This window comes from Paraburkholderia sp. 31.1 (assembly GCF_014397645.1).
In the GTDB taxonomy this organism is placed as follows: domain Bacteria; phylum Pseudomonadota; class Gammaproteobacteria; order Burkholderiales; family Burkholderiaceae; genus Paraburkholderia; species Paraburkholderia tuberum.
On record NZ_VZQN01000017.1, the window covers coordinates 105,811 to 131,693 of the forward strand.

23 protein-coding genes and 5 pseudogenes are annotated in these 25,883 nt (G+C 60.5%); 15 read left to right on the plus strand and 13 right to left on the minus strand.

The window, feature by feature from the left end:
• Positions 1 to 4: 4 nt before the first annotated feature.
• The 6 genes from sufC to nirD are packed head-to-tail and all read left to right on the plus strand — an operon-like array spanning position 5 to position 4,516.
• Complete coding sequence (sufC, locus tag F6X37_RS15415) at positions 5 to 796, plus strand: Fe-S cluster assembly ATPase SufC (protein ID WP_184058733.1); 792 nt, start codon at positions 5 to 7, stop codon at positions 794 to 796.
• Positions 793 to 2,115 carry a Fe-S cluster assembly protein SufD gene (sufD, locus tag F6X37_RS15420; RefSeq protein ID WP_187611927.1) on the plus strand — a complete coding sequence of 441 codons (1,323 nt, stop codon included), beginning with the start codon at positions 793 to 795 and terminating at the stop codon, positions 2,113 to 2,115. Before sufC ends, sufD begins: the two co-directional genes overlap by 4 nt.
• The gene (locus F6X37_RS15425; protein WP_316251973.1) at positions 2,112 to 3,365 is read left to right on the plus strand and encodes a cysteine desulfurase; all 1,254 of its coding nucleotides are present in this window, start codon (positions 2,112 to 2,114) and stop codon (positions 3,363 to 3,365) included. Before sufD ends, F6X37_RS15425 begins: the two co-directional genes overlap by 4 nt.
• Positions 3,362 to 3,817, plus strand: a complete 456-nt coding sequence (sufU, locus tag F6X37_RS15430; protein WP_184058729.1) for a Fe-S cluster assembly sulfur transfer protein SufU — start codon at positions 3,362 to 3,364, stop codon at positions 3,815 to 3,817. The genes F6X37_RS15425 and sufU overlap by 4 nt, the downstream gene beginning before the upstream one ends.
• 8 nt (positions 3,818 to 3,825) lie before the next feature.
• Complete coding sequence (locus tag F6X37_RS15435; RefSeq protein WP_090811480.1) at positions 3,826 to 4,194, plus strand: SUF system Fe-S cluster assembly protein; 369 nt, start codon at positions 3,826 to 3,828, stop codon at positions 4,192 to 4,194.
• A 1-nt stretch (position 4,195) separates the two neighbouring features.
• Positions 4,196 to 4,516, plus strand: coding sequence for a nitrite reductase small subunit NirD (gene nirD / locus F6X37_RS15440; RefSeq protein ID WP_090811477.1), 321 nt, complete (start codon positions 4,196 to 4,198; stop codon positions 4,514 to 4,516).
• 100 nt (positions 4,517 to 4,616) lie between these two features.
• On the opposite strand, the pseudogene tnpC reads toward nirD, so the two are convergent.
• The 5 genes and pseudogenes from tnpC to F6X37_RS15465 form a co-directional block, all read right to left on the minus strand.
• Positions 4,617 to 5,590: pseudogene (tnpC, locus tag F6X37_RS15445) on the minus strand (IS66 family transposase); the annotation flags it as partial.
• 164 nt (positions 5,591 to 5,754) lie between these two features.
• On the minus strand, positions 5,755 to 6,096 hold the full coding sequence (locus F6X37_RS15450; protein WP_184058727.1) for a hypothetical protein: 342 nt from the start codon (positions 6,094 to 6,096) through the stop codon (positions 5,755 to 5,757).
• A gap of 3 nt (positions 6,097 to 6,099) precedes the next feature.
• A complete protein-coding gene (locus F6X37_RS15455; protein WP_187611928.1) occupies positions 6,100 to 6,897 on the minus strand; it encodes an alpha/beta hydrolase in 798 nt (265 codons plus the stop codon).
• Positions 6,898 to 7,507: 610 nt separating this feature from the next.
• The gene (locus F6X37_RS15460) at positions 7,508 to 7,816 is read right to left on the minus strand and encodes a hypothetical protein (protein ID WP_187611929.1); all 309 of its coding nucleotides are present in this window, start codon (positions 7,814 to 7,816) and stop codon (positions 7,508 to 7,510) included.
• Between the two features lie 196 nt (positions 7,817 to 8,012).
• Complete coding sequence (locus tag F6X37_RS15465; protein ID WP_090811471.1) at positions 8,013 to 8,231, minus strand: hypothetical protein; 219 nt, start codon at positions 8,229 to 8,231, stop codon at positions 8,013 to 8,015.
• A gap of 75 nt (positions 8,232 to 8,306) precedes the next feature.
• Here F6X37_RS15465 and F6X37_RS15470 point away from each other — a divergent pair.
• Positions 8,307 to 8,432: pseudogene (locus F6X37_RS15470) on the plus strand (IS30 family transposase); the annotation flags it as partial.
• A gap of 231 nt (positions 8,433 to 8,663) precedes the next feature.
• Here the strand turns inward: F6X37_RS15470 and F6X37_RS15475 are convergent.
• A complete protein-coding gene (locus tag F6X37_RS15475; RefSeq protein WP_187611930.1) occupies positions 8,664 to 9,743 on the minus strand; it encodes an alcohol dehydrogenase catalytic domain-containing protein in 1,080 nt (359 codons plus the stop codon).
• Positions 9,744 to 9,832: 89 nt separating this feature from the next.
• On the opposite strand from F6X37_RS15475, the gene F6X37_RS15480 reads away from it, so the two are divergent.
• Positions 9,833 to 10,633 carry a helix-turn-helix transcriptional regulator gene (locus F6X37_RS15480; RefSeq protein ID WP_316251974.1) on the plus strand — a complete coding sequence of 267 codons (801 nt, stop codon included), beginning with the start codon at positions 9,833 to 9,835 and terminating at the stop codon, positions 10,631 to 10,633.
• A 427-nt stretch (positions 10,634 to 11,060) separates the two neighbouring features.
• Entirely contained in the window at positions 11,061 to 14,087 is a 3,027-nt protein-coding gene (locus F6X37_RS15485) for an ankyrin repeat domain-containing protein (protein ID WP_187611931.1), read from the plus strand.
• Positions 14,088 to 14,271: 184 nt separating this feature from the next.
• Here F6X37_RS15485 and F6X37_RS15490 read toward each other — a convergent pair whose 3' ends face one another.
• Positions 14,272 to 15,747, minus strand: coding sequence for a PAS domain-containing sensor histidine kinase (locus F6X37_RS15490; RefSeq protein ID WP_187611932.1), 1,476 nt, complete (start codon positions 15,745 to 15,747; stop codon positions 14,272 to 14,274).
• A 691-nt stretch (positions 15,748 to 16,438) separates the two neighbouring features.
• Between F6X37_RS15490 and F6X37_RS15495 the strand changes: the two genes are divergently transcribed.
• The 3 genes from F6X37_RS15495 to F6X37_RS15505 all read left to right on the plus strand — a co-directional run bounded on the left by F6X37_RS15495 (position 16,439) and on the right by F6X37_RS15505 (position 18,306).
• Positions 16,439 to 16,675, plus strand: coding sequence for a hypothetical protein (locus F6X37_RS15495; protein WP_187611933.1), 237 nt, complete (start codon positions 16,439 to 16,441; stop codon positions 16,673 to 16,675).
• Between the two features lie 310 nt (positions 16,676 to 16,985).
• Entirely contained in the window at positions 16,986 to 17,789 is an 804-nt protein-coding gene (locus F6X37_RS15500) for a transglutaminase-like domain-containing protein (RefSeq protein ID WP_090811454.1), read from the plus strand.
• A 268-nt stretch (positions 17,790 to 18,057) separates the two neighbouring features.
• The gene (locus F6X37_RS15505; RefSeq protein ID WP_187611934.1) at positions 18,058 to 18,306 is read left to right on the plus strand and encodes a hypothetical protein; all 249 of its coding nucleotides are present in this window, start codon (positions 18,058 to 18,060) and stop codon (positions 18,304 to 18,306) included.
• On the opposite strand, the gene F6X37_RS15510 is transcribed toward F6X37_RS15505, so the two are convergent.
• The 3 genes from F6X37_RS15510 to F6X37_RS15515 form a co-directional block, all read right to left on the minus strand.
• Positions 18,303 to 20,753, minus strand: a complete 2,451-nt coding sequence (locus F6X37_RS15510) for a glycoside hydrolase family 15 protein (protein ID WP_187611935.1) — start codon at positions 20,751 to 20,753, stop codon at positions 18,303 to 18,305. The genes F6X37_RS15505 and F6X37_RS15510 overlap by 4 nt on opposite strands.
• Entirely contained in the window at positions 20,737 to 21,210 is a 474-nt protein-coding gene (locus F6X37_RS37950; RefSeq protein WP_410451367.1) for a TOTE conflict system archaeo-eukaryotic primase domain-containing protein, read from the minus strand. The genes F6X37_RS15510 and F6X37_RS37950 overlap by 17 nt, the downstream gene beginning before the upstream one ends.
• Before the next feature lie 398 nt (positions 21,211 to 21,608).
• Positions 21,609 to 21,935 carry a hypothetical protein gene (locus tag F6X37_RS15515; protein WP_187611936.1) on the minus strand — a complete coding sequence of 109 codons (327 nt, stop codon included), beginning with the start codon at positions 21,933 to 21,935 and terminating at the stop codon, positions 21,609 to 21,611.
• A gap of 103 nt (positions 21,936 to 22,038) precedes the next feature.
• Between F6X37_RS15515 and F6X37_RS15520 the strand changes: the two genes are divergently transcribed.
• Together F6X37_RS15520 and F6X37_RS15525 are read left to right on the plus strand one after the other, a co-directional pair.
• Positions 22,039 to 22,374 (plus strand): type II toxin-antitoxin system CcdA family antitoxin, encoded by a 336-nt coding sequence (locus tag F6X37_RS15520; RefSeq protein WP_262419930.1) that lies wholly within the window; start codon positions 22,039 to 22,041, stop codon positions 22,372 to 22,374.
• Positions 22,374 to 22,691: a CcdB family protein gene (locus F6X37_RS15525; protein WP_184033178.1), complete on the plus strand. Its 318-nt coding sequence runs from the start codon at positions 22,374 to 22,376 to the stop codon at positions 22,689 to 22,691. The genes F6X37_RS15520 and F6X37_RS15525 overlap by 1 nt, the downstream gene beginning before the upstream one ends.
• A gap of 339 nt (positions 22,692 to 23,030) precedes the next feature.
• Here the strand turns inward: F6X37_RS15525 and F6X37_RS15530 are convergent.
• Positions 23,031 to 23,240: pseudogene (locus F6X37_RS15530) on the minus strand (helix-turn-helix domain-containing protein); the annotation flags it as partial.
• A gap of 195 nt (positions 23,241 to 23,435) precedes the next feature.
• Positions 23,436 to 23,867 (minus strand): annotated as a pseudogene (locus F6X37_RS15535) (ISNCY family transposase); the annotation flags it as partial.
• On the opposite strand from F6X37_RS15535, the pseudogene F6X37_RS15540 reads away from it, so the two are divergent.
• Positions 23,867 to 24,347: pseudogene (locus tag F6X37_RS15540) on the plus strand (IS66 family transposase); the annotation flags it as partial. The pseudogenes F6X37_RS15535 and F6X37_RS15540 overlap by 1 nt on opposite strands.
• A gap of 374 nt (positions 24,348 to 24,721) precedes the next feature.
• Here the strand turns inward: F6X37_RS15540 and F6X37_RS15545 are convergent.
• Positions 24,722 to 25,879, minus strand: a complete 1,158-nt coding sequence (locus tag F6X37_RS15545; protein ID WP_187611937.1) for a PLP-dependent aminotransferase family protein — start codon at positions 25,877 to 25,879, stop codon at positions 24,722 to 24,724.
• Between the last annotated feature and the right edge of the window lie 4 nt (positions 25,880 to 25,883).

The window sequence follows — 25,883 nt, forward strand, 5'->3', positions numbered from 1 at the left end:
GACCATGCTTGAAATCAGCAATCTGCAGGTCGAAGTCGACGGCAAGAAAATTCTGCGTGGCATCGATCTGGATGTAAGGGCCGGCGAGGTGCACGCGATCATGGGTCCAAACGGCTCGGGCAAGAGCACGCTTGCCCAGGTGCTGGCCGGGCGCGAGGACTTTGCTGTCACGGGCGGCGAGGTCTCGTATCTCGGCCGCGACCTGCTGGCGCTCGCACCCGAGGAGCGCGCACACCAAGGACTGTTTCTCGCGTTCCAGTATCCCGTCGAGATACCCGGCGTGAGCAACGTTTATCTGCTGAAGGCGGCGCTGAATGCGCAGCGGCGGTATCGTGGCGAGCCGGAGTTCGATGCGATGGAGTTTCTGCAACGGGTCAAGGAGAGGATGACGCTGATGCGGATGGACGAGAGTCTGCTGTATCGCGCCGTGAACGAAGGGTTTTCCGGCGGAGAGAAGAAACGCAACGAGATTCTGCAGATGGTCGTGCTGGAGCCCCGGCTCGCCATTCTCGACGAAACGGATTCCGGACTCGACATCGACGCATTGCAGATTGTCGCGCAGGGCGTCAACAGCATGCGCAGTCCAGAACGGGCGATCGTGCTCGTGACGCACTATCAGCGGCTATTGGACTACGTCGTGCCGGATCGCGTGCATGTGCTGGCGAATGGCCGGATCGTGAAGTCGGGGTCCCGTGAACTGGCGCTGGAGCTGGAGCGTAAAGGCTATGGTTGGATCGACGATGAAGCGGTGCAACCAGAAAATACAGCAAGCCAGGAAAGTGCGGGGCATCCATGAAAAACGAATCTCTCGACTATTTCCATCAGTTTGGGCAACTCGCGAAGACGTTGCCCGGCGTTGAGTTTCCATGGCTGCGTGCCGCGCGCCGAAGCGCGTTCGACCAGTTCGACGCGCTGGGTTTGCCGACCACGCGGCACGAGGACTGGAAATACACGAACGTGTCGGCGATTGGCAAGCGTCCCTGGCATTTCAAGGCACAACGCACGGACTATAGCGACGTGCGGCACGTCATCGATGAACTCAAGCTGGACCCTGCCGCGCATCGACTGGTCTTTGTCAACGGTCGGCATGTGCCGCGGCCGTCGAAACTGAATGGTTTGCCACACGGGGTATTTGTGGGCTCGCTCACCCGGGCGTTGAGAGAAATGCCACAACAACTGGAATCGGCATTCGCCTCGCAGGCGTATTCAGATGGCTTTGCCGCGCTAAATACGGCGTTTATGACGGATGGGTTTGCCATCGTGCTGCCGCCTGGCGAGGTCATCGATCAACCGCTGCAGATCCTGTTCCTGACCGACGAAGCGGGTCTTGCGGTGCAGCCGTTCAATGTCGTGCTTGCAGGAGCACGCTCGGGCTGCACGATCGTCGAGCATTTTGTAGGGCTGAGCGGCGACGCGTACTGGACCAATGCGGTTACCCGCATCGTCGCAGACGAGCAGGCGGACGTGCAGCACTACCGGTTGCAGCAAGAGGGCCCGAAGGCTTTTCATATCGCGTCGGTCGCCGCTGCGCAGCAACGGGGCAGCTGTTTTACCTCACATGCGTTCGCGTTCGGCGCCGCGTTGTCGCGCACTGGTATCGGCACAAGCCTGAACGCCGCGAACGCGCAAGCCACGTTGAACGGTCTCTATTTCGTCGGGGGCCGGCAGCACGTCGATCACCACACGCGCATCGATCACACAGAGCCGCATGGCACGAGTCGCGAACATTACCGCGGGGTGCTCGACGGCGCAGCGCGCGGCGTGTTCAACGGGCGCGTCATCGTGCATCGCGATGCACAGCAAACGGACACGCATCAGGCGAATCACAACCTGCTGCTGTCACGCGATGCGGAAATCGACACGAAGCCGCAACTCGAGATCTACGCCGACGACGTGAAATGCACACACGGCGCGACGGTCGGTCAACTGGACGACAACCAGCTGTTCTATTTACGTGCACGAGGTGTCGAAGAGCGCATGGCACGGGCGCTACTGACATACGCATTTGCGCGCGACATTGTCGAAGGTGTGCGCATCGATTCGCTGCGTGGCCGGCTCGAAAACCTGCTGTTCGCGCGCACCCCGGAAGGCGAGCGCATCAGGGAGTTGCTATGAAGCCGATCGAACAGATGCAGACGCCCGATCCGCGCAATGTCGAGCACTGGCGAGCCGATTTTCCGATTCTGGGCGAGCGCGTGCATGGCCGGCCATTGGTCTATCTCGACAATGGCGCCACTACGCAAAAGCCTGCCTCGGTCATCTACGCGGAAAACGCTTACTACCGGCATAGCAACGCGAATGTGCACCGCGGCGTGCATCTGCTGTCTCAGCGCGCGACCGATTCATTCGAGGCCGCACGCGCGAAGATTGCACGCTTCATCAATGCGCAGCGTCCGGAGGAGATCGTGTTCGTGCGTGGCACGACCGAAGCGATCAATCTCGTCGCCCAGAGTTATGCTCGCCCGCGGATCAAGCCCGGCGACGAAATCCTGATTAGCGCGATGGAGCACCATTCGAACATTGTGCCGTGGCAGCTCGTCTGCGAGCAGACGGGCGCGGCGCTGAAAGTCGTGCCGATCGACGATATGGGCGCGCTCGATGCCGACGCGTACGAGCGTTTGTTGAGTGAACGTACGCGGCTGGTCGCGATGACTCATCTGGCCAACGCGCTCGGCAGCATCAATCCGGTGGAGCGCATCGTTGCAGCGGCACACGCGCGGGGCGTGCCGGTGCTGCTGGATGGTGCACAGGCAATCACGCATCTGCCGGTCGACGTCCGCGCGATAGATTGCGATTTCTATGCGTTGTCCGGGCATAAGGTGTACGGACCGACTGGCATTGGCGTGCTATACGCCAAGGCCGCACTGCTTGAAGCGATGCCGCCATGGCAGGGCGGCGGCGACATGATCCGATCGGTAACGTTCGAGAAAACGGAGTACAACGCGATTCCGTGGAAGTTCGAAGCGGGTACGCCGAACATTGCCGGCGCGATTGCGCTGGGCGCGGCGCTCGACTATGTCGACAGCATCGGCATGGAAGTCATCGCCGCGCACGAGAACGAACTGCTCGCCTATGCGACGGCCGCCCTGCGGGTGATACCGGGCTTGCGTTTTATCGGTAGCGCACGCGACAAGGCAGGCATTCTGTCGTTCGTGCTCGACGGCGTGCATGCCCATGATGTCGGCACGATTCTCGATCATCACGGCATCGCGGTGCGTGCGGGCCATCATTGCGCGATGCCGGTGATGCAGCGCTTCGGCGTACCGGCGACCGTGCGCGCGTCGCTCGCCCTCTACAACACCCACCAGGATATCGACGCGCTGATCGAAGGTCTCGGAAAGGTCAGGGAGATATTCGGAAAATGAGCGATCTGCGCGATCTGTATCAGGAAGTCATCTTCGACCACTACCGGCGGCCGCGTAACTGTCATGGACTGTCCGGTGCCAATCACACGGCTGAGGGCTATAACCCGCTGTGCGGCGACCGGATTACGCTTTATCTGCGAATCGAGGACGGCATCGTCAAAGAAGCGAGTTTCGAAGGCGCGGGCTGTGCAATTGCGACAGCATCAGCGTCGCTGATGACCGAGGCGCTGAAAGGCAAAACGGAAGCAGAGGCCGAAGCGCTGTTCGGGCGCTTTCACGACATGGTGACAACGCCCGCTGCAGGGCAGGCGACAGCCGCGCCGGAGATGGGCAAGCTGGCGGTGCTGTCCGGTGTACGTGAATTTCCCGAGCGTGTGAAGTGCGCGACGCTGGCCTGGCATACGCTCCACGCCGCGTTGCACGACGAGGATCGCCCCGTTTCGACAGAGTGAGGCAGACGATGAGCACATTCGACTGGCTGAAGCGCGCCGAGGCCGCACAACCCGGCAGTGGCACGACGACAGAAGGTCTTGAAGAACGCGTGATCGACGCGCTGCGCACCGTGTTCGACCCGGAGATTCCGGTCAACATCTACGATCTGGGGCTTGTTTATGGTCTTGACGTGGACGAAGCCGAAGGCCGCGTTGGGATCCGCATGACGCTGACCGCGCCAGGCTGCCCGGTCGCGCAGACCTTCCCGGCGACGGTGGAGGATGCGGTGTTCTCGGCGAGCGGAGTGAACGACGTGCACGTTGAACTGGTGTGGGATCCGCCGTGGTCGAGAGACCGGATGTCGGATGCGGCGCGCCTGCAATTGGGGATGCTTTGACATGTCCGACTGGGTCGATGTCGCTGCGATCGGGGATTTTCCGGCCGGGTCTGTTCGCAGCGTCGAGGTCGATGGCGCGCAGGTTGCTGTGTTCAACGTCGACGGCACCTGTTATGCAATCGAGGATGTCTGCCCGCACGACGGCGGCATCCTGACTGGCGGTGTGGTGGAAGGCGACGTGGTCGTCTGTCCGCGCCACGGTGCACGATTTTGCATCAGGACCGGAAAGGTGCTGGCGCCACCGGCATATGAGGATGTGGTGGCGTTTCCGGTGCGGATCGAGGCGGGCGTCGTTCAGGTGCGTGACGAGCGGTGGGATTGAGGTGCGCTGTCGACCGGCTCTCGTTCTCAGTAAGCGGCTCAGCTGGGCCGTTCGTCCATTCGCGCGCGTGTGAGGCATGATGGCGAACTGGAGCTGGCGGTCAGGTGGCGGGATTCGGCGGACTGGCTCGCGTGTGCAGCTTGTCGGCCACGCGCCACGGCAGGAGCTCTTCGATGCAATTGATTTTGTGGTCGGCGATGTGGGTTAGCACGTAGTCCAGATAGGCGCACGGATCGATGTCATTCAGTGCGCAAGTTCTGATCAGTGCGTACATCGCGGCTGCCCGTTTGCCGCGATGTTGTTGTCGATCTCGAGCGTACCGTCTTCGCAATACAGCGTCAGTGCGCTCCACTGGTTCAGCGAGTAGTTGATTGCCCTCGCTGCATCGGACTTTGACGAAAGCGTTTCGAGCTTTGCCCTGAGCCACGCTTCGTAGATTTGAAGCAGTGGCCTGGCTCTCTCCTGCCGTATTCGCAGCCGTTCGGCCGCTGGCTTGCCGCGAATGGAGGCCTCGATGTCATAGAGCCCGCCAATATATTCGAGCGGCTTTTGAGTTGTGTCGGACGGCGTGCGCACGTGGATGTCGTAGAACTTTCTTCTCGCGTGGGCATGACATGCCGCCTCGCGTATCGAGCCATCGCGGAACAGTTCGTCGAAGCCCGCGTAAGCGTCCGCTTGCAGGATCCCTTTGAAGTCGGCCAGATGGGTCTGAGGATGGATGCGTTGCCGATTCGGCGAGTAGGCGAACCAGACCGAAGCCGGTTGCCTCGAACCGGAGCAATGATTGTCGCGCACGTAGACCCACAGTCGACCGGTGCGGGTCTTCCTGTTGCCCGGCGAGAGTACCGGGATCGGCGTGTCATCCGCGTGCAGTTTGGTGGTGGCCACCGTATAGCGGCGCAGCGCCTCTGTTAGCGGTGCGCACAGTGCCTCGCACTGGCCGACCCAGCGGCCCATGCTGGCCCGGTCAAGCGTCACGCCGTCGCGCGCCGCGATCGCCGATTGCCGGTACAACGGCTGGTGATCTGCGTACTTCGAGACGAGGACGTCTGCCAGCAAGCTAGATCCTCTCAAGAAACACCCACCTGCCGCGGATCTTCAGCTACGTTTCATCGACACGCCACGACGGCTCTCTATTCGTTCAGCAGGACACTCTAACCGATTCGCTTGCGCCGTTTGCACCATGTATGGACGACTCCCTGGGGTTACGGCTCCGCAGAATCGTCGTGCTGTGATGGTCACCGCCCTGTCATTATCCGGAGGATTTTCTGCACGATGCGCTCATGCTGCTCCAGCGCCTCATCGAGCGTACTTGCTCCGTAGCTCCTGTTGTCTTGCGCCTGCATTCCGGCGACGCGCGTCACGAACAGCAAAGCCTCCCCGGTTTTCGGTTTGGACACACCACGGAAGCGGGTCGTGACCGTTACACCGTAGTCGTCCAGCAGTGTGCGGCGGAAGATCAGTTCGTTTTCCGTCATCCAGCGCGACCACGCGCCGTGGTCGAACACCTCGACAGGCCTGTTCTTCGCATCGAGAACATAGATGCGCTCCGAGTTGGACGGGACCGGTGGCGTCTTCATATTTCAATGCAAAGGCGTGAGAAGGAAGTCGGTCGCCTCCCGCCACCAGGTTTCGTCGACGTGGCCAATCCAGTCGTTATGGTCAGCCGCCTCCACCACCACGAGTTTTCTCGGTGCGGACAGCGAGTTGTAAAGCGCCTCGCCGTAGCGCGTAGGGACGATGCTGTCGCGTTCCGCAACCACGACGAGAATCGGGCGGTCGAACGACGCCAGATGGGTCACGCTGTCGTATCGGTCGCGCAGCAGCCACTTCACGGGCAGCCACGGATAGTGGTAAGCGGCGACGTGCTCGAGCCGATCCCATGGCGTGATGAGCATCATGCCTGCGATCTTGTCGCGTTCACGCGACCCGGCCGCAGCCACCACGCCGGCCCCAAGCGATTCGCCGATGAGCAGCAGTGGCGGGCCATAGAGGCGATGCGCCAGCGCGATGGTCTGTTGAGCATCGTCGACAAAACTCGCTTCGCCTAACGCCCCGGCGCGCGGTCCGTAGCCTGGATATTCGGCGAGAATCACGCGCAGCCCGAGCCGGGTGAGCGCTGCCGCATAGAACGAGCGGTGGCCGGCATGCCCCGCATTGCCATGGAAGACGATGACCGTGGCGCGCGCGGAACGGTCCGGCTCCGCCACGAGGCCCCGGTACGCCTCAGGTGTCGGCCAGGCGCGCAGTCCACCGGAGGTGACCTCCTCGATTGCGGCCTTCTGAGGGAAGTAGAGAAAACGATCCTGCAAGATGGCGACTCCGGCTAACACGGTCATGTACGCGACGGCGAGGCCGACCATCATTCGGGTGAATTTCATCGTCTTGCGCTCGACCCACCGAACTTTTCGATAGCACACACCCAGTTTAGCGCGCGGTCGCCACCGCTCATATTCAGGCGTGTCGTCAGGATGTGGGCGTCCAAGTTATGGTACGGAGAGTATCTCCCTGCCTTGTACCCTCGATATTTTCCGGGCGACGCGACCAGGCGCGGGGTTGGTCCGTACGAAGCAGCCCAGAGAAGACCTGCCTGATAACCGTCGCGTACACTTCGGCCATAGCGGTCGGTTGCCGATCGGGCAGCGTGCGGCGGCAGCAGGTCGCTTTGCTGACCTTCGCAACCCGGTGCCGATGAATGTCAGCTAAGTCATGGATGGATGAGTCTTGCCGACCCAGAGCCGACTTCCGGCATGTCGAAGCATCAATGGCTCTTTGAAGAGTGAAGCGGACTTTCGTCGCGGAAAGGCTACCGGTGGGTCATCGGCCTGAGCCGACGTTCGCCGATCAAATTGGTGCGGCTGTCGCGTATCGCTTTGCTGACTTTTACAAACTGGCGTCGGCGAATGTCAGCTCTCTCTGTCCATCAACGAGTCTTACCGACCCGTCCAGACCTTTCACAGTCCGATCGCCGACGGCCTCAAAGGTATGCCGTCAAAGGTGCGGCAAATCGTCAATGCATTTTTCGACATGATCGCCAGGGACATCCGTGTCGATCCCGGCGGTTCCGTCGGTGTGAGAGACAGACACAATTTTTGGTCCGAGATACCGTGTGCCACCAAGCGTAAAAAGGGACCAAACAACATCTCCCCGACGGATCGCGGCGACGACTTCGACCACCTCCACAATCGCCGGGGGGGACAGCCATTCACGCGTCGACGGATCGACGGGAGCCCAACGCACATGGGTAAACCTGTCGTTCGTCGGGTTGATGCGAACGGCGTCGATAGCAAAAGTTGTCACATCTACCTCCATCATCCTGACAAAGGGATGTGTGCATTATGCGCCGCTTCTTGTGCCGGGGATCAGCAGGACCGGTCGTGAGGGCCGTTGTCAGCCCATGCCGCACGTATTGCTCTCGCCTGACGCGTGCCCCCGAACTGGATGTCCGGTGGGTGCGGCGAATACTCCGGGACAGCCTGGACCTGGATAGTGAAGCCTAAGCGGAGTTCTCGTCGCACCACTGAATCGCCCAACGCTGCGCCGCCTCAATAGCATCCGCGTCGGAGGGATAATCGCCGAGGTCGCCCGAATACTTTACCTCGACGGCATCGCCACTCGCCGAGGCGCGCCGGTAGATCTTTGCGCGAGCGTAATAGCGGCCGCCTTCATCAAGAGGTGACGCGTCGATGTGGAATTGTTGGTAGTCGAAATGCATGGCTGTCTCCAAACGATTGCCCTAATCGTCGTCGCGTTGGACGAGGTGGACCTCGTTGTCACCGCCAAGGTCGCTCTGTCAGTGTATTCGCAGGCCAAACTCAACGCTGTGGCAAGACGACTGAACGAGCGTCCAAGAAAGACACTGGACTACGAGACGCCCGCCGAACGATTCCAGCAAACTATTGCATCCACCGGTTGAATCCGCCGGGCGGACCCGCCATCTGAATGTCTGCGCGACGGAACGGACGAATGACGCTTGATGGCCGGCAGTACGCGTTCACACCAACCACGGGAAAGCTGCCGTTGAGAATTCCAACGTCACCTCTGTAAAACGTTCATCGAACTGGTGCTATCGGCCATGACCGGTCACTCGACATTGGGGGCTGAATCGTCGACAAAGTATGTCCGGCGTGAGGCGAGAGTCCGCCGTCTAAGGACGGATCACCGTCATCCTGTATGGGCCGCCGTTCGCAGCTGCGTGAGCCACCGCGTCGTTAGCGTCATCAAGGGGGAAGGTTGTGACGTCAAAGTGGCCGAGATCCAGCAGCCCGGCACGGATCAAGCCCGTCATGCGCGTCACTGCTGCGGGCGGATACATCCATTTGCCGCGTATCGTGATGTCGTTGCGCATGATCCACGCATAAGGCAGGTCAAGCCCTTCGCCGCCGAGCATGCCGACGCCACCCATCAGCACGACTCGTCCATAAGCGCGGACGGTCGTGACCGCCGCGCGCACCGTGGTCGTGCTAACCGACGGCGGCATCAGATCAATCACGCAATCGATCGGACAGGGCGCCGCCAGCCGCATCCGTTCGCGGTCCTCTTCTTCACGACCCGAAAGCTTCACGGTCCGGATGCGCTCGCCGAAGCGGCGTTCCAGATCCGCGAGGGCCTGTTCGTTGCGTCCCGGCGCGACCACGCAGCGCGCGCCCATCGCGAGGGCGACGGCGACGCACGCGCTGCCGAAGTTGCCTGTCGCGCCGCTCACGAGCAACGTCTCACCTGCCTGCAAACCAGCTGCGAGCAGTCCGCCGTAGGGCACCAGCATGACATTGAGCGCACACCACCGGGCGACATCGGCCGGATCGATCTCCCCGATGCGAACGGCGTTTTCCGTCGGCACTCGCACCTGTTCGGCGAAGGGACCATCGTGAAAATGCCGTTGCAGACGTTTGCCGCCGTCCCCGCGCGCGCTCCAGCCCTGTAGTGCGATGTCGGGGATCAGGGCGTCGTCGCGCGAGCGCACGGTCGGATCGCAGAACACCCAGTCACCCGGCTTCAGGTGCGTGGCGTCCGGGCCAATAGCACGCACGCGACCAATCGCGCCGCAGCCGGGAACCATCGGCAGGTCAATTGGGTATCGGCGTTCGCCGCTGAAGACTTCGTTCGCGTAGGGCAGCACGGGGGCGGCGGCGACATCGACAATGACCTCGCCTGTGCCGATCAAGGGGGCCGGCATGTGTTCGATCTCGAGTGGCATGCCGAGCGTCTTCAGAATCGCAGCTTTCATTGTCGGTCTCCGGTCAGGGTGATTGGACGAGACCATTCTGGCAGGCGTAGCATTCGTAACAAGGCCTGGCACTATCCTAGGACTTCAGCGTGCCTCCCAAGGCGAAAACGACAATCATGACGACATCGAGTCGAAACGAATTTGGCGATTTCCTGCGCTCACGCAGGGAAAAACTGAGTCCGGACGCGGTCGGACTCAACGACGATCGGCGCCGCCGCACACCGGGCCTGCGACGGGAGGAAGTGGCGGAACTGGCGGGCATCGGCGTGGACTGGTATGTGCGGCTCGAGCAGGGCCGAACCGTCAGGCCGTCCGATACCACCCTCGACGCGCTCGCTCGCGCCCTGCGCCTCGGCAAGGTCGAAACAGCACATTTGCGGGCGCTCGCGGGCAACGGCGATCGGGTCGCGTTCACGCGCGAGAGCGTCCCTCCGGCGATCGAACGTCTGGTCGCGCGCCTTGATGTGCCGGCGTACGTAACCGGCAGGCGCTGGGACATCCTGACGTGGAACACCGCCGCTGCGGACCTCCTGGGCTTCGACCGTTTCGCCGAAGCGGACCGCAACATCCTGGTCTTCATGTTTATCGAGCCGGAATCGCGGCGGCTCTTCGGGGTCACCTGGTCCGATGAAGCCCGTCGAATGATTGCGCTCTTTCGCGCGACCCACGATCTCCATGCCGACGATCCGGCGTTTATCGAACTGGTCGAGCGCGTGCGTTCCCGTAGCCGGGAGTTCGCGCGGTGGTGGGACGCGCATGACATCCGCAGCAGCGTGGCCGGCCAGAAAGTGCTCGCGCACCCGCAGCGAGGCACGCAGCGCTACGAATACACGACGTTTCAGGCGAACGATGACCCTGCACTAAAGTTGGCGATCTACACGCCTGTCTGAGCGGTCGTGCGGCGGGAAGCTTGGTGCATTCCGGGGATGGCTCAGCGAGATGCTTCCGCCTTGCTCCTTCCGGTGACGCCACTGCGCCTGGCGCCAGGCAAGCCCATGGGCGAATGCGAATTTGTTGCCAGGTCGTCGCGATATCTGAAAGCTGGTCGCGTACCAGCTAAACAGTTCCGCACATAGCTTGGACGACCGTTATGGAGAAAGGGGACCGGCCCTTGTGGGTCGACATGAGCCAAAGCGTATCGGGCAGTAGACGGCCCGAACCGGTCATTCAGCATGAGGAAATACCCTGTCGTAGGGCGTCCGGTCCATGTCGGATAACTGCCGTTCAGGAATGACCGGAAAACTTGCTATAGAGGTTGGCAGGCCAGACGGCCATGAGAGAATTCTTTCTTGCTCTTGCACTTGTCCTCAACGCCTCATGAAGATTCTCGAATACACAGGCCTCGACACCTCACGCGTCAAGGCCAGCTACGACAAGGTGTCCGCGGCCATCGCCCGCCACGACTTCCGTGCTGCCCAAGTCAAGAAGCTCGCCAATCTGAGCCACGGCAAGTTCTACCGGGCGAAGCTGGATGACGCCGACCGGCTGTTGTTCTCGCTGGTGCGCCACGGGGATGAAGTCTGCGCACTGATGCTGGAAGTGATCGCCAATCACGCCTACGATAAGTCACGTTTCCTGCGCGGCGCGGCGATTGACGAGAGCAAAATTCCAGACATCAGCGCTGATGACGCCATCAGGGAGGCGCAAGCTCTACGCTACCTTCATCCCGAGCGTACCGGCATTCACCTGCTCGACAAACCGATCTCGTTTGATGACACGCAGGAGACCATTTACCGACAGCCACCTCCCCTGGTTGTCGTCGGCAGCGCTGGCAGCGGCAAGACCGCACTGACGCTTGAAAAGCTCAAGCATGCCGAAGGTGAGGTTCTCTACGTCACTCACTCCGCCTTCCTGGCGCAGAGCGCCCGCGACCTTTATTACGCCAACGGTTTCGAGCATGGCGCTCAGGATGCCGTATTTCTGTCCTACCGGGAGTTTGTCGAGTCGATCCGCGTTCCGGCAGGACGCGAGGCTAGCTGGCGCGACTTTGCGGGCTGGTACTCGCGTATACGGCAGAACTTCAAGGATGTCGATGCCCACCAGGCTTTCGAGGAGATTCGCGGCGTGATTGCCGCCGGGTCGGGCGGTGTCCTGTCGCGCGACGAGTATCAAGCACTGGGGGTGCGTCAATCGATCTTTCCCGTAGAACGGCGCGACCAACTCTACAATCTGTTTGAGAAGTATCGCGCCTGGCTGGCCGAGGCAAAGCTCTACGACCTGAATCTGGTCGCCCAGGACTGGCAAGCGCTGGCTGCGCCGCGCTACGACTTCGTGGTTATTGACGAGGTGCAGGACATCACCACCGTGCAACTCGCGCTCGTGCTGAAAACCATGAAGAAGCCTGGCCATTTCATGCTCTGCGGGGATTCCAACCAGATTGTCCATCCCAATTTTTTTTCCTGGAGCCAAGTCAAGAGCCTGTTCTGGAAGGACCCGAAACTGGCCGAGCGGCAGGAATTACGCGTGCTGATGGCCAACTTTCGCAACGGCCTGGAGGCCACTCGCGTCGCCAATCAGTTGCTCAAGATCAAGCAGCGGCGCTTCGGCTCCATCGACCGGGAGAGCAACTTCCTGGTCCAGGCCGTCGGCGGCGAGACCGGCCAGGTTACGCTGATACCCGACAAGGACGCCACCAAGCGCGAACTGGACCAGAAGATTCGCCAATCCGCCCAGTTCGCCGTCCTGGTAATGCGCGATGAGGACAAGGCCGACGCCCGCAAGCACTTTGCCACGCCGCTGTTGTTCTCGATCCACGAAGCCAAGGGTCTCGAATACGAGAACATCGTGCTCTACCGTTTCATCTCGGATCACCGGGGCGAGTTCAACGACATTGTCGAGGGCATCGCCAAGACCGATCTGGCGGTCGAGACACTGGATTACAAACGCGCTAAAGACAAGAGTGACAAGTCGCTCGAAGTCTATAAATTCTTCGTCAATGCCCTGTATGTAGCGCTGACGCGCGCCATCAAGAACATCTACATGATCGAGTCGGACACAGGGCATGATCTGTTCGGGTTGCTGGATCTGATCGTCGGCCAGACCAGGATCGAGGCGGGGCAATCCACGCTCGAAGACTGGCAGAAGGAAGCACGCAAACTTGAACTGCAGGGCAAGCAGGAGCAGGCGGAGGCCATCCGCCGCACCATCTTGAAGCAGGTCCCGGTGCCGTGGCCGGTGTTCGATGAGGCCAAAGTCAGGGAACTGCTGATCAAGGTCTTCCGCGAGCAGTCTCCGGGCAACAAGGGCAAGCAGCAACTCTTTGACTATGCCACCTGCTTCGATGAACCGCAGCTCGCCGAGTGGCTGGCAGTCGAGGCGAAATTCGAGCAGGCACGAACCTTTGATCAGCAGCGCGCGGTGTTCGCCCGCAAGAGCTACGTCCCTTTCTTCGCCAACCGCTTCAAGGACATCCTCAGGCAGTGTGACCAGCATGGCGTCGATCATCGTCTGCCAATGAACCAGACGCCGCTGATGGCCGCAGCTGCTGCAGGAAATGTGGCGCTGGTGGAAGCCCTGCTGGAGCGCGGTGCCGACCGCGATGCCGTCGATCACTATGGTCACAATGCCCTGCACTGGGCTTTGCGTCAGGCATTTGGCGATGCAAAGTTCGCTGCTGGCCCGCTGGCGGCAATCTATGAATGCCTGGCTCCGCCCTGCATTGATGTCAGAGCGGGCGATCGCTTGGTCCGCATCGACCGGCATCTGTCTGAATACTTTCTGTTCCAGACCCTGTGGGTATTGTTCAAGGCACGATTCAGCAAGATACGAGGCAATACAGACAGCGCGTTCCAGACCCAAATCATCCTCGATGCCTGGCAACACTTACCCGCTAACATCGCGCGGCCTGAGCGCAACAAGCGCCAGCATCTTTCTGGCGTGCTGGCAAGGAACGAAATCGACAGAGACTATGCCTACAATAGATCCCTGTTCCTGCGCGTATCCACCGGGCGGTACCAGTTCAATCCCAAACTCGCTGTGCGTCGCCGCCAGGGCGAAGAAGAAAACTGGGTCCCGATCTACACCGCACTCAACCTCCCGTTGATTAGCGAGTTTGCCTACAACGACGGCTGGATCAGCACCTGGGACAATATCGACAAGCTTGTGGTCCTTGCTGGACTACCTGAACGAACCACACCCATCGCGGCTGAACGCTTCGCCGAACGGCAAGCGGCCAAAATGAGGGAGCTGGACGAACGCAGAGCCAATCAACTTGCTGCCAAAGCACGCATTCGAGCAGCCGCCGAAGCCACCCAGAACAGAGCGCCACGATGGGGAACAAAGGAAGCTAAACGGCTTGAAATCGAACGTGTGAAACAAGAAATCGAAAGACGAAAGAAGGGGTGACTTGCCGATATTTCTTTCGGGGGGCTTTCGGCCCATCAACTGTCGTTCGCTCAGCGATCCGGGCGGACATTCGAAGATCCGCTTCGCTCAGTTAAGGGACGTTTCGTCCAACATTTGGTTGGACCCATCACCGGCCATAGCGGTCGGTTGCCGATCGGGCAGCGTGCGGCGGCAGCAGGTCGCTTTATTCCCCCGATCCGCTATCGCCGATCACGGGAATAGTGAACTGAAAGGTCGCGCCGTATCCGGCATTGTTCTCTGCCCACACCCGCCCACCATGGGCATCGATAATCGAACGGCAAATAGAAAGCCCCACACCCATACCTTCGGGCTTCGTAGTGAAGAACGGTTCGAATAGCCGATCGGCGTGCTGCAGGTCAATTCCTGTCCCGGAATCTTGCACCGAGACGATCACATAGCCGTCGTCGCTGCGCCACGACTTGATCGTCAGTTCGTGCGGCCGGTCTTCGATCGTGCTCATTGCCTGGATACCGTTCGTAATCAGATTCGTGATGACTTGTGCCAGTTGGATCCGATCGCCAAGCACCGCCGGCAGTCCCGGAACAAGCATCGTCCGCAACGTGATGTTGTACTTCAAGACCTCGCGCTGGAGCAGTACCATGACGTCACTGATCAGCTCGTTGATTTCCAGTCGCGTCATCTCAGGGGCAATCCGCTTGGCGAGCATGCGGACGCGCCTGACGATCTCGGTCGCGCGTTGTACATCAGTAAGTATGCGTTGCACGGAGGCTCGCACTTTTTCAAGGTCGGGTACGTCCCGGTCAATCCATCGCAGGCACGCGGCACCATGGGTGGCGACCGCTGCGAGAGGCTGGGCGATTTCGTGGGCCACCGACGCGCCCAATTCGCCGATCGACGTCAAACGAGACACCTGTTGCAGCGCCTCTTCGATCCGCTTGCGCTCGGTGATGTCGGTGCCCGTTTCGAGGGTCGCGATCGGTCGCCCCTGTTCGTCTCGCACCAGGGCCCAACGGCTGGCCACTGCGGCTTCCGACCCGTCGCGCCGGGTATTGACGATCTCGCCTTCCCAACGGCCCGTTTCAATCAAAGTTTTTTTGATGTCCTCGAGTGCTGCAGGAAAACGCGTGTGAAGCAGACGGTCGGCAACGTGGCCGAGCGCCTCGTGTTTCTTCCACCCATAAAGCGCTTCCGCGCCGCTGTTCCAGTAGGTAATTACATCGTCCATATCGAGAGCTACCACGCTGTCGTGGGTAAGGTCGAGAAGCTGTGCCTGCTCACGATGGACCGCTGCCAGTTGGCGAGTCCTATGCACGAGAAAGGTGACGACGAACGATGTCACAAAAAAGGCGGTCAACACTACGATGTCCTGCTGGGCATCTACCCGGAAGGTAAATAGTGGCTGTGTAAAGAAAAAGTTGAGGCAACCAACAGCGATCACCGAGATAGCTACCGATGAAACGAGGCTGCCCATCAGTGACACCAGCAAGACCTCGATCAGGTAGACGAACCCAACTACCGCGACGCCGGCTCCCAAGCGAAAGCAAACCCAGGTCGCGATCGCTATGCTGATAGCGCCGGCGAACAGGATCGCGGCAACGGAGCGCGATTGAACGATCCCGTTGGTCGTTCTGGTTGCGTGCATCCCCCGCCAGCCATCGTTCGCAAGGAGATCCTTCATTCGGTTTTTCCCCTTTGAACGGCAGGTCGAAGCGCTGACTCGCCCTCTCGGTCAAGGGACACGGCAAACCATGTGCTCGTCGGACGCGGTACTCGCAAAGTCTGGGAAGCGCATGAACAAGGTTCCCGGCCCGACGATGTGCAGCAGACAGGCATGATGTTCGAGCGAAGTCAGGGGAGCGGTCCGCTCGCCGGCGGACAGCCCTGATGATAGATCAGGATTGACAGGACGGTCCTCCCCAATGAAAGTAGGGCTAGGGTGAACGCCGAGGTGTTGCCAAGCGCCAGCACAGGCCAGAATGTCCGGGCGACGTCGTCAATTGCGAACGCATACTTTTCTACAATCCATTATTGGGGCGCCACAAGCCGCCCTTCACGGGGCGTGCGAAAGTCGGGAATTGCGAATTCAGGTACCAGCGGCTCACGGTCGAAGGGTCGGGGAATCTTGAAGCATCTGGTGCAGCCGGAAAGAACGCATCTCGCGGCACCCGGTCCCTTCCCGACGCTCGGCACGTCTGTCAGGACCATCGGTACTCGGGGCGCAGTTCAACCAATAGGCAATTGCCGTCTCGAACGCCTCTGCAAGCAGAATTACGACGCCGGTTACCGACCTCGTACGGAATCAGCGCCTGTAGCCGTATGAACCATGCAACGTTCGCGTGTTAGTCTCCGATAACGACATGGAGGCTTTCATGCAACGAGTGATCACCTATCGTGGCTTCGAGATTCACGTCGAGTTGACTCCGGCTGCGGAGGACACGTTCAACGTGACTGTCCAGATCAAAGGCGGTACCAACCTCGAAGTGCTCGGCGCGCGGGGAAGCCGGATCGCGCTGCGCAACGGCCCTTTTACTGAACGATGGGCCTACCTGGTTGGGGAAGTCGCCGGTCAAGCCGCAATCGACCTGCTGCTTGGCCCGACTGGCTGATTCCATTCCTGTTTCGCCGCCTCGACACACTCACTCGTCCCGCCGACTACGGTCACTAGCTGCGTTCGACGTCGCACGCACGACGGTCGTCGCCGTTGAGAGCATTGGCGTCAGGCCCAATCTCTCACCGGGAGACGGCGTTCATTTCATTTCAACAGACCATAGGACCGCTCAGCCCAGGTAGCGGCGATTGTTTTTGAATGCGAGCGTGACGCCCGGCGTCGTGGGATCATCTGTTGTGGCTGTCTCGGGCCGCACGCCTTTGAGTTGCCGGCCCCAACCTCCGGGATCAGACGAACAGGATAAATATATGAAGCTTCGCGTCGGATACGAACTGTCGTACGAGTGCTCACAACCGACGCCGATGATGCTGATGCTGAACACGCACTTTTCGCATGCAAAGGATATTGTCGAGGCAGATCTGCTCGTTACCGATCCGCCGGTGGCGACGAGGCAGTACCGCGACTTGTTCGGCAACCTGTGCACGCGGATAATCGCGCCCGCCGGGCGTGTTGGCTTGAGCACGACCGCGCTTCTGAATGTGCCAAATGCGATGGAAACGCGTCCGAAAGACGGTCGCGGCCATCCAGTCGAGCAGTTGCCCGACGATACGCTCGTTTTCCTATTGGGTAGCCGCTATTGTGAAACCGATTTGATGGTCGACGTCGCGTGGAAGGTTTTTGGACAGTGCGCGCCGGGCCGCGAGACTGTTCTCGCAATCTGCGACTTCGTGCACCGGCATATCGCATTTGATTACCGGCACGCGCGGCCGACCAAAACCGCAGCGGACGTTTACCGCGAACGAAGAGGCGTCTGCCGGGACTTCGCCCATCTGGGCATCACGCTATGCCGCGCCATGAATATTCCGGCTCGCTACTGCACCGGTTATATCAGCGATGTCGGTTTGCCCCCCGTCGCAGCGCCGATGGATTTCGCGGCGTGGTTTGAGGCCTACGTAGGGGGTAGCTGGCAAACCTTCGATCCGCGTAACAACGCACCGCGCATCGGGCGCGTTTTGATGGCATACGGTCGCGACGCCGCCGATGTTGCGATAAGCAATGCGTTTGGGGCCGCCGTGCTAACGCACTTCAAGGTGCATTGCGATCAGGAATAACCGCGCGCAATTGGCCATTGCTGAGCCGACGGGGAATTTTTGAATCCCCTCGCGGTAAGGTAAGCATTTGGACCGCGCTGGCCTAATTGATTGCGCGCCTGAGCGTCACCGCGTCGTTCACCCGTTCCACGCGTCAGTCGTTCGGTGGACTATGGGCGACCGGATGCGCGGCGGAGTATGTCCAGCAAAGTTACTCGGCGAATGAGCGCTGTGCTCCTGGACGGAGACGGCGAGGCCCCTCGAAACGCTTGACGGACTGACTCAGGGCGTGAAGTGGTTTAACCGGCTGGCCAGCGCCCGCAACTTCATCGCGCACATCGGCGCGTTCTATCTGGCCCTCGAGACCACCGAGCCCGCTTGGGACCTGCTGCTCGTCAAAGGGAATATCAAACAGTTCGATGACCCGCGTACCTACGTGCGGTTCTCCAGGGTCATGGAGATCATGGACGGCTTAGATGAAGTCGTGTGTTTCTCCATGACAGAAGCAATTGTCTGCCGTTGGCGACGCATCGCTTAGGATTGGAGGGCGACGGAAAAATTCTGCCCTTGCCACGTCTGACTCGAGGTCCAGAAGAAGGTGAATGCAAACGATGAACCGGCCTGGGCTGCTTGCGTGACCAGATCGACGTAGTAGATGCCGAGCGCCGTTGCGGTGGCTTCGCTGTCCTCCGACGTGGCCCAGTCGTCGATCGTCCAGCGCAGGCGGAAAGGCGCAGCCAAAGGGATCCGAATTGTCGTGGCGGCCGGAATCGACGGCAGCGGGCGGTTGAAGTTCCAGATTTCGATATTGCTGCGAGCGCGCGGCGCCTGGCCGGGCTGAGACTGATAACGATCGGCGACGACTTTCAGGTGGTTAAAGACCTGACCGTCCGAAGCGGAGCGAACGAGCTTGATGTATTCGGCGTGGGCCCACGCGAGCGGCATGGCAGAGCCAGTCGGCCCGCCAGTGACGAAGGGCGGGTTTGCCAGATCGGGCAGATCCCACACTTGCTCGGGAAGCAGACCGCGCGTTCCGGCGAACGCCTCGAGAGCGCGGATGTAGGGGGTGGGGTCGCCACCGGCGGCCAATTCGTAATGACCGCGTTCGCCAGTGAGCAGCGGCCAGGGTCGACCAACGCCGAAGGTAGCGCCGTCGTACCAGTCCTCGCCGAGATTGCCTTGACCATAACCGTCGTGGTTGTATCGGTAAAAGGCAGGCCCCTGCGGCAGAATTTTTCTGATTACTGCATCGACTACCTTGACCGAGTTGACGATGATCGGATCGTTCGCGGCGCGAATGCCATAGCGCACCAGTTCGAGAAAACCCGCGTCCACGATGGTGTTTGCGTTGTAGTCTTTCTCCCAGACGCTTACTTGGGCGGTATCTGGATCTTCTGGAAAATTGAAGACGCCATTGACGTGCGTCGGCAAGATTCGAATGTAGTGCTGCGTCACGCCCGGAACCGGTGAGCCTTCCGCAGCGACGCACCATGTCTCTAGATGCGATTCCAGAAAATCCGCGTATTCGAGCAGGAACTGGGCGGTGCTGGCGTCCGCCCATTTAGTAGCCGCACAGACTAGCGCCGCGATGTTCGATGCCAGTGTCGAAGGGGAGTATCCTTCGAGTTCTTCCCATCGTTCCTGCTGAGTCATGGGGCCGTTCTTGATCAATGCGCCTGCTGCGGCCAGCACCATGCCGGTGGGATCGAACTGACGCAGCAGACCGGCTTCGCTCAGGTGATAGGCCAGAATGATTGGAAAGGAATATTCGTCGAGCTGCGAGGCATTGTCCCGCCAAGGCTCGCCGTCAATGAAAAACTTTTGCGGAAAGCTACCATCCGCCAATTGCGACGCAGCGAGAAACATCAGCCCGCGTAGGGGCGCATCCTGCGCGCCCGCGGCCAGCAGCGCGAGTGCGCTTTGGCACATGTCACGCGGCCAGACCATGTGGTAGCCGGCAGCGAGGTCCCGCACCGTCTGTCCCCACGGGATGCTCAATGAAGCCACCAGTGCGCCGTCGGCCGTCTTGTCCTCATGCGCGAGCAACACGTTGCGGCTCATGTTGAAAAGCGCATTGCCATCGCCCGTAATGTTCGACTTGGGCTGGAACGGGTCGCGAACAGCGTCGTTCCAGCCCTGGATGAACGCTTGCTTGTGGCTGTATGGGTCGGCGGGTCCGTCGAAGGGGTAGGCCAGCGCCTCGGATACGGCGGTCAGCGCCTTGTTGGGCGTGCTCTGCGTAATCGGCGTCGGTTCGTCGACGCAAAACGCCAGTGCCAGAACGAATTGATTCTGCCCTGCGCGGTTGATCTCCGCCGTCACGGCGACGTATCCGTCCTTTGCTGCGTCGTAGTTCCAGACCGGCAAGCGCTTGTTTGCGATGATGTCGGTCCAGCCATCGTTCACTCCCACGAAGCCGCAACTCGTCGTGCCGAAGCCGCAGTCGGCGCCCAGCGCGAGCCAGTAATGGTCACGCGTCGCGACCAGACGATCGCCATTTGCGGTGCTGACGCGATGCGCGGTGTTGCCAGCGCCGTATCCCGCCATGTGAGGCGTCAACAAGGCATAGACGTGCAGTTTGTTAAGGAAATCCTGGTCCCCCTGCAGGGTCGTGCGAACCAGCACGCAGGCCGAACCCTTCTCGGTGATCACGTCCTGCACGACGGTGTAGGGTTGCCCTTTCGCCTGGGATGTGAGCCGGCAGGATAAGGCGGGCGGCTCCGGCCATTCGCATCGATGGTCGAAGTCCTTCTGCGCGTCGTGATAGAAGGTCGACCCGTCGGTAATGATCAGCTGGAAGTCTCGTACCTGAGGGGTGTCGACATCCGGGAAGTAGATTTCCGTAAGGATGCCGCCTGCTGTCGTGTACCAGACCTGGCTCGACAGCGAGTACGCCGTTCCGACGGCGTCTTTGTCCGCGCGGCTCCAGTTCAGCGGATTGCCAGGTGCGCCCGGAGCCGGATTCGATTCAAGCAGATTTGCCATCGCATCTCACTCCATATCTTTGCTTAGATCGATCAGAAATCCACGTGATGAGCAGAAGAGCGGGCATGCTACGCATTGTAGCTATCGAGGATAGCGCTTTTGACGTGCATAGAGAGGGACACGTGGGGCCGCTCAATTGCCGGAACGCCATCGCATCGTCCCGCCAACTCTCCTCGTCGAAGTCGACGGCAAGCAGGTAACAGGTACCGTCCGCCATTAGTGGGTAAAGGCCCACGGTACGATCGCCGGAAAGATGCGCATCGAAGACCTGATCGTCCAGTGACAGCAGCACCCGATGCGTGCAGTCCGCGCAGCGGATGCGGGGCTTTTCGCAGATGCCCGCGCGCCACTCGTTCGCGCACGCCGGCGCGTAACCGGATTTTCCGGAATTGCGGCTTTCCCACCGAAGCGGATAGACGTCAGTGCGGCCGCGGAAAAGCCTCCGGAAAAGTTGCACTTTCTGTAGTGGGGAAGTGGGGAAAGCGAGGAAGTGCCTGCATTTTGCACAGCCGGCGAGGCATTACGCAGGATCGCTTGCCCGGGGTTGCCTGGTACCGGCACAGTGGCTCGCAGCATGGCAGCGAGCCGGCTGTTTTCGGCCTGCAGACGGGCGAGTTCTGCCCGCAAATCTTCGCGCGTGAGATCGTCCCACTCTGGGCGTGACAGGTTGCCGTCGTTCATCGCCTCGTGCGTTGCTGTCCGGGGGGTAAGACATGGGCGACCGGGCTCTTGGCCGTGTCAGCCGCGCGGCCAGGCGGGGTCATCAAGATTCGGCTGAGACCTGGCCGCGTAGTCCCTGCCCGCCATAGTAGACGCCGAGCATCGCGACCGTCTCGCCCAAAACGCGGTATGCGATCACAGCACGGCCGCGGGGAAGGTATCGAACTCACAGAATGTGGCGATGGCGTCGATGTATTCGGCCGCCTTCCATGGGGCGCCTGCGGTCGCGATAGCTGCCTCCAGCTCGCCAGTTGATCGCATGCCTCCGGCGCAAAGACCACACAGCTTCAAGTGCGGCAGCGACCAGCCCGACCGAATCGCGCAACCGGACCTCGATAGCACGTTCACGTAAAGCGAGTTCGGGCAGGCCGTCGTGGATGACTTCTGACTCCGTCGCGTTTCACCGCTCCGGGCGCGCCTGCGGATTTCCTCGGCCATTTCGTTCGGAAGCGTGATGCTCATTTGCCGGGTGGTTCGCATGGCGGCGCTTCACATTCCTATAGGATTAAGCCTGCACCTAGTGCCGACAGGCGTTGCGCACGAAAGGGAGGGCTTGCCTGCGCATATGACCGCAGCCTTCTCGACGCGACGGCACCAACTGCCAGATGTGGGTTATTATGTGGATAAACATGCGCATTGTTCGCACGGAGAACTCACCATGGCACATGCAGCAACAGGCGGGGCGCGCAAGGCGACGAATGTCACGCTCCCCGTGGACGTGTATGAACGGGCGAGAAGTCTCGGCATCAACTTTTCCCGCACCTGCGAGCAGGCCTTGCGCGAGGCGATTCAGGCCGAAGAAGGCCGTCGCTGGGCTGAGGAACACGCCGAGTTCATCAGGCACACGAATCAGTGGGTCGAAGAGAACGGACTTCCCTTGGCGCAATACCGGATGTTCTGATGGCGCGATTCGACGTCTATGCCAATAGCGGTAGAGGCCGCGCCAGTACACCGTATCTTGTCGACGTGCAAAGCGACTTTCTAGAAGGTCTGTCGACCCGCGTCGTCGTACCGCTGATTCAGGCTGATGCTTTTCCGCCCGGGAAGCTCCCGGCGGACTTTACGCCATCATTCGATATCGGCGGCATCCGGTGCATCCTGCATCCGGCGTTTGTCGCGGCCGTGCCCTTAAGCGAACTGGGGCCGAAGACCGGTTCGCTTGTCGAACACCGTGACCGGATCACGGCCGCGCTGGATCGCCTCCTGGGCGCTTACTGATTATTCTGGACGGTAGACACGCCGGGGCAGGACATTCCCGCTATCTCAGGCGGGCATACCAGAGTCGCCGAGCTGCGCCGTCTAGCTTGTCGAGAAGTGTGGCAGCGTGCGAGCACGGTATTTATGCAACGGGCTGTTGCACAAATTCCCAAAGGCGAAAGGCTTGCGCGCGCATGTACGCAGTATTTGAGGCCGCCGGGCGAGAACCCGCGCATGTTGGGAAACACTGCCTCGAGATCGCGCGCGAGCCGCTCGACGGCACTGGCACCCTCAGCCAGGTTCCTTCTGCAGGTCGAGGATGTCCCGTCTGATCTCCCTGTACAGTGTGACCAGCTCACCGTTTGCGCTGGCCATGGCGCGCCGACCTGACACGAGTCCTTGCGGTCCGTGTTCACGCAGCCGGCCGACAAGACGACGGATTTGCCGCGTCGTCAGCCCAAGTCGCTTCGTAGCCCGCCACGGTCTGAGCACGCCATCGGCGACATCCTGAATCACTTTGTACCTGTCCAGTTCGCGCATCGTCATCGTGATCCGTTCGGTCGCAGCCATCCGCAGCCTCCAGCGCCGAGGTACCGGCCGCTGGTCAGCTTACGCGCCACGGAAGCGGACATTTGAACTTGGCCAGAATCGGACATTACTAAAAAGCCGTAACATCAATCACAAAATTTGTCGTGGCCAGATTGCAATGTCGGGGTTCCAGCAAGATACAGATGTCGGGGTTGAGGGTCGGTTTTGGGTGGTGGGTTAGGGTCGTTTTGCAGTCCTTTTATCTCTCTCTGGAGGGGTTTTTAGCACCGAGCCTCCCGGGTTCTGGTGTGTCCCCATGACTGCCGCATTCCAGTCCTCGAGCGTCACTTCGCGCTGCTTCCTCGTGCCAGGCAGCCGCGCCTTCGTACGCACCGGTTCACCGCGGTTCGTGCGTGACGGTGAGCCGGATATCCGGCGGTTGTCGCGCTGCGCCTGCAGTGCCTGGGCTACCTTCAGCGCATGACCAAGACGCTTGTGCTTCACCACCGCGCCCTGGTCGATCTCGGCAAGCTTGTCGTACTGGACACAGGGCAGCGCGACACCATCGGCGCGGATCTCGAGGCGTCCGTCCGGATACTCCCACACGTCGATACAGCGGTGAATCAGCCTGCGGTTGGCCGGCGTATCGTCAAGCAGCCAGATCACGCGACAGCAGGACGAAGACCGGCCGGCTCTGGGTGTATGTGCGCGATGATCGGCCCAGTGGCTCCGTCGAAGCTCCGGCGGTCTGGTTTGCCTATACACCCGATCGTCGCGGCGAACATCCGCAGCGGCATCTTGCCAACTTCAAGGGCGTGCTACAGGCAGACGCGTTCGCGGGCTATGCGGATCCGTACGTGGGCGGTCAGATTCAGGAGGCAGCATGCATGGCGCACGCACGTCGAAAGCTGCACGATCTGCACGCTGTCCGGCCATCGTCGATCACCGGCGAAGCACTAAAGCGTATTGGCGCACTCTATCGCATCGAAGAGCACATTCGAGGCAAGCCGCCCGAAGAGCGACGGCGCATCCGCCAGGCACACGCCGTTGCGCTGCTTGATGACATGAAGCGGTGGGTTCGAGGCGACGCTTCTCACACTCTCAGCGAAATCGGACACCACCAAAGCGATCCAGTACTCGTTGAATCGCGATACCGCTGATGCAGAGATAGCGTATCAGCACGACCGCGATCGACACGATCAGCAGTTTTCTCACTTGCTCTCCTGTTTCGATTTTGGTCGGAATCCCATACCGTTTACATCGGGTCGGTCTTGATGTTGATATCGGCTGCAGAGCGATGACGTGCTGATCGTACAGAACGCACAGGAATTGACTGGTTCCGAGACACGCGCGAAGGGGGTGTCTGCCTATATAACGGACGGATCCTGAGCGAAATCAGTGACGTAGTGCCATGCTGAAAAGCGTTCGTCGACTTGTTTGCGGTAGAGGGCGGCGCAGTGGATGTCTTCGCTCGGCCTACGCTTGTACATCTTGCACCGACTATCCGTAGTACTTGGCATTCTCTAGCCACGCCGCTCAAAGCGCGTCGATTTCAGAAGGCTCGCATGCGCATCGTCTATCTGAGCCAAGCCGCTCTCGATCAAACGCGGCTGGAGATAACTGAAGCTTAAGCGTACACGGGCTGCACCGCTCGGCCCATGGTGCTTTCCTTCGACGAGTTTCACATTGTGCTTCCGGCGCACCTCGCCGACCAATTCGGCGGAATCGACGCCTTCGGCAAGCGAGACCCAGAACGAAAATCCACCACTCGGAATCTCGTAATCCGGTTTGCAGAATCGGCAGGCCTGTAACAGCCTATGCATTGCGTCGCGCTTGCTCCGGTAGTGCGTCCTTAGGTGTTCGACGTGAGCGTCCAAAGACGACGACTGCAATAAGGCGAGCGCCATATTGCTGACAATGGGACTCACACCTCCATCGCATTTCAGGTGGGCTAGGCGGTCGACAATTTCCGGCTCGGCCAGCACCCAGCCTACGCGAAGCCCGGGGCCTGAGATTTTGGAGAAGCTATGCACATTGATGATGTTACCGCCCGCCTGCAGAATCTCGGGTGACGCGCCATCATAGGGCAACTCGCTATAAACCAGGTCCTGCACCAGCCGCACGCCGTTGCGGGACAGTAGAGCCTCCACCTCGACCATATGCCGGTGTGCAAAGTATCGTCCAGTCGGATTGTGGAACGCCGGAGTGGTGTAGTACAACTTGGCTCGCCCCTTTGCGTGCAGCAATGCTTGTTCGAGAAGATCGAGGTCGACACCCGAGGAATCCGCACCTACTTGAACCACCATCGCGCCCGCAATAGAGAAAATGCGCAACGCGCCGAGATAGGACGGGTCCTCGGTCAGCACGACGTCTCCTGGGTCGATAAAAGCATCGGCGAGCAGTTGCAGGGCTTGTGAAGCGCCGTTCGTCAGAATGACATTGCCACGCGCCATCCGGTACCTTTGGCCAAGCTGTCCGCGCAGTTCGGGAAGGCCATAGGCGTCGGTGTACTGCGCTAGGTCGGAGATGCTGACGCCCGTCTCGACGGTAAGCGGGTCCGGCCATTGCAGGCGGGCGAACGTCAAAGGATCGGGAAGCCCATAGGCGAAGTTGACTGTGTCCTTGCCTGAGGTGTAGTCGAATACCCCATAACTGAGCGAAGTGCGACTGCGCATCGACATGACT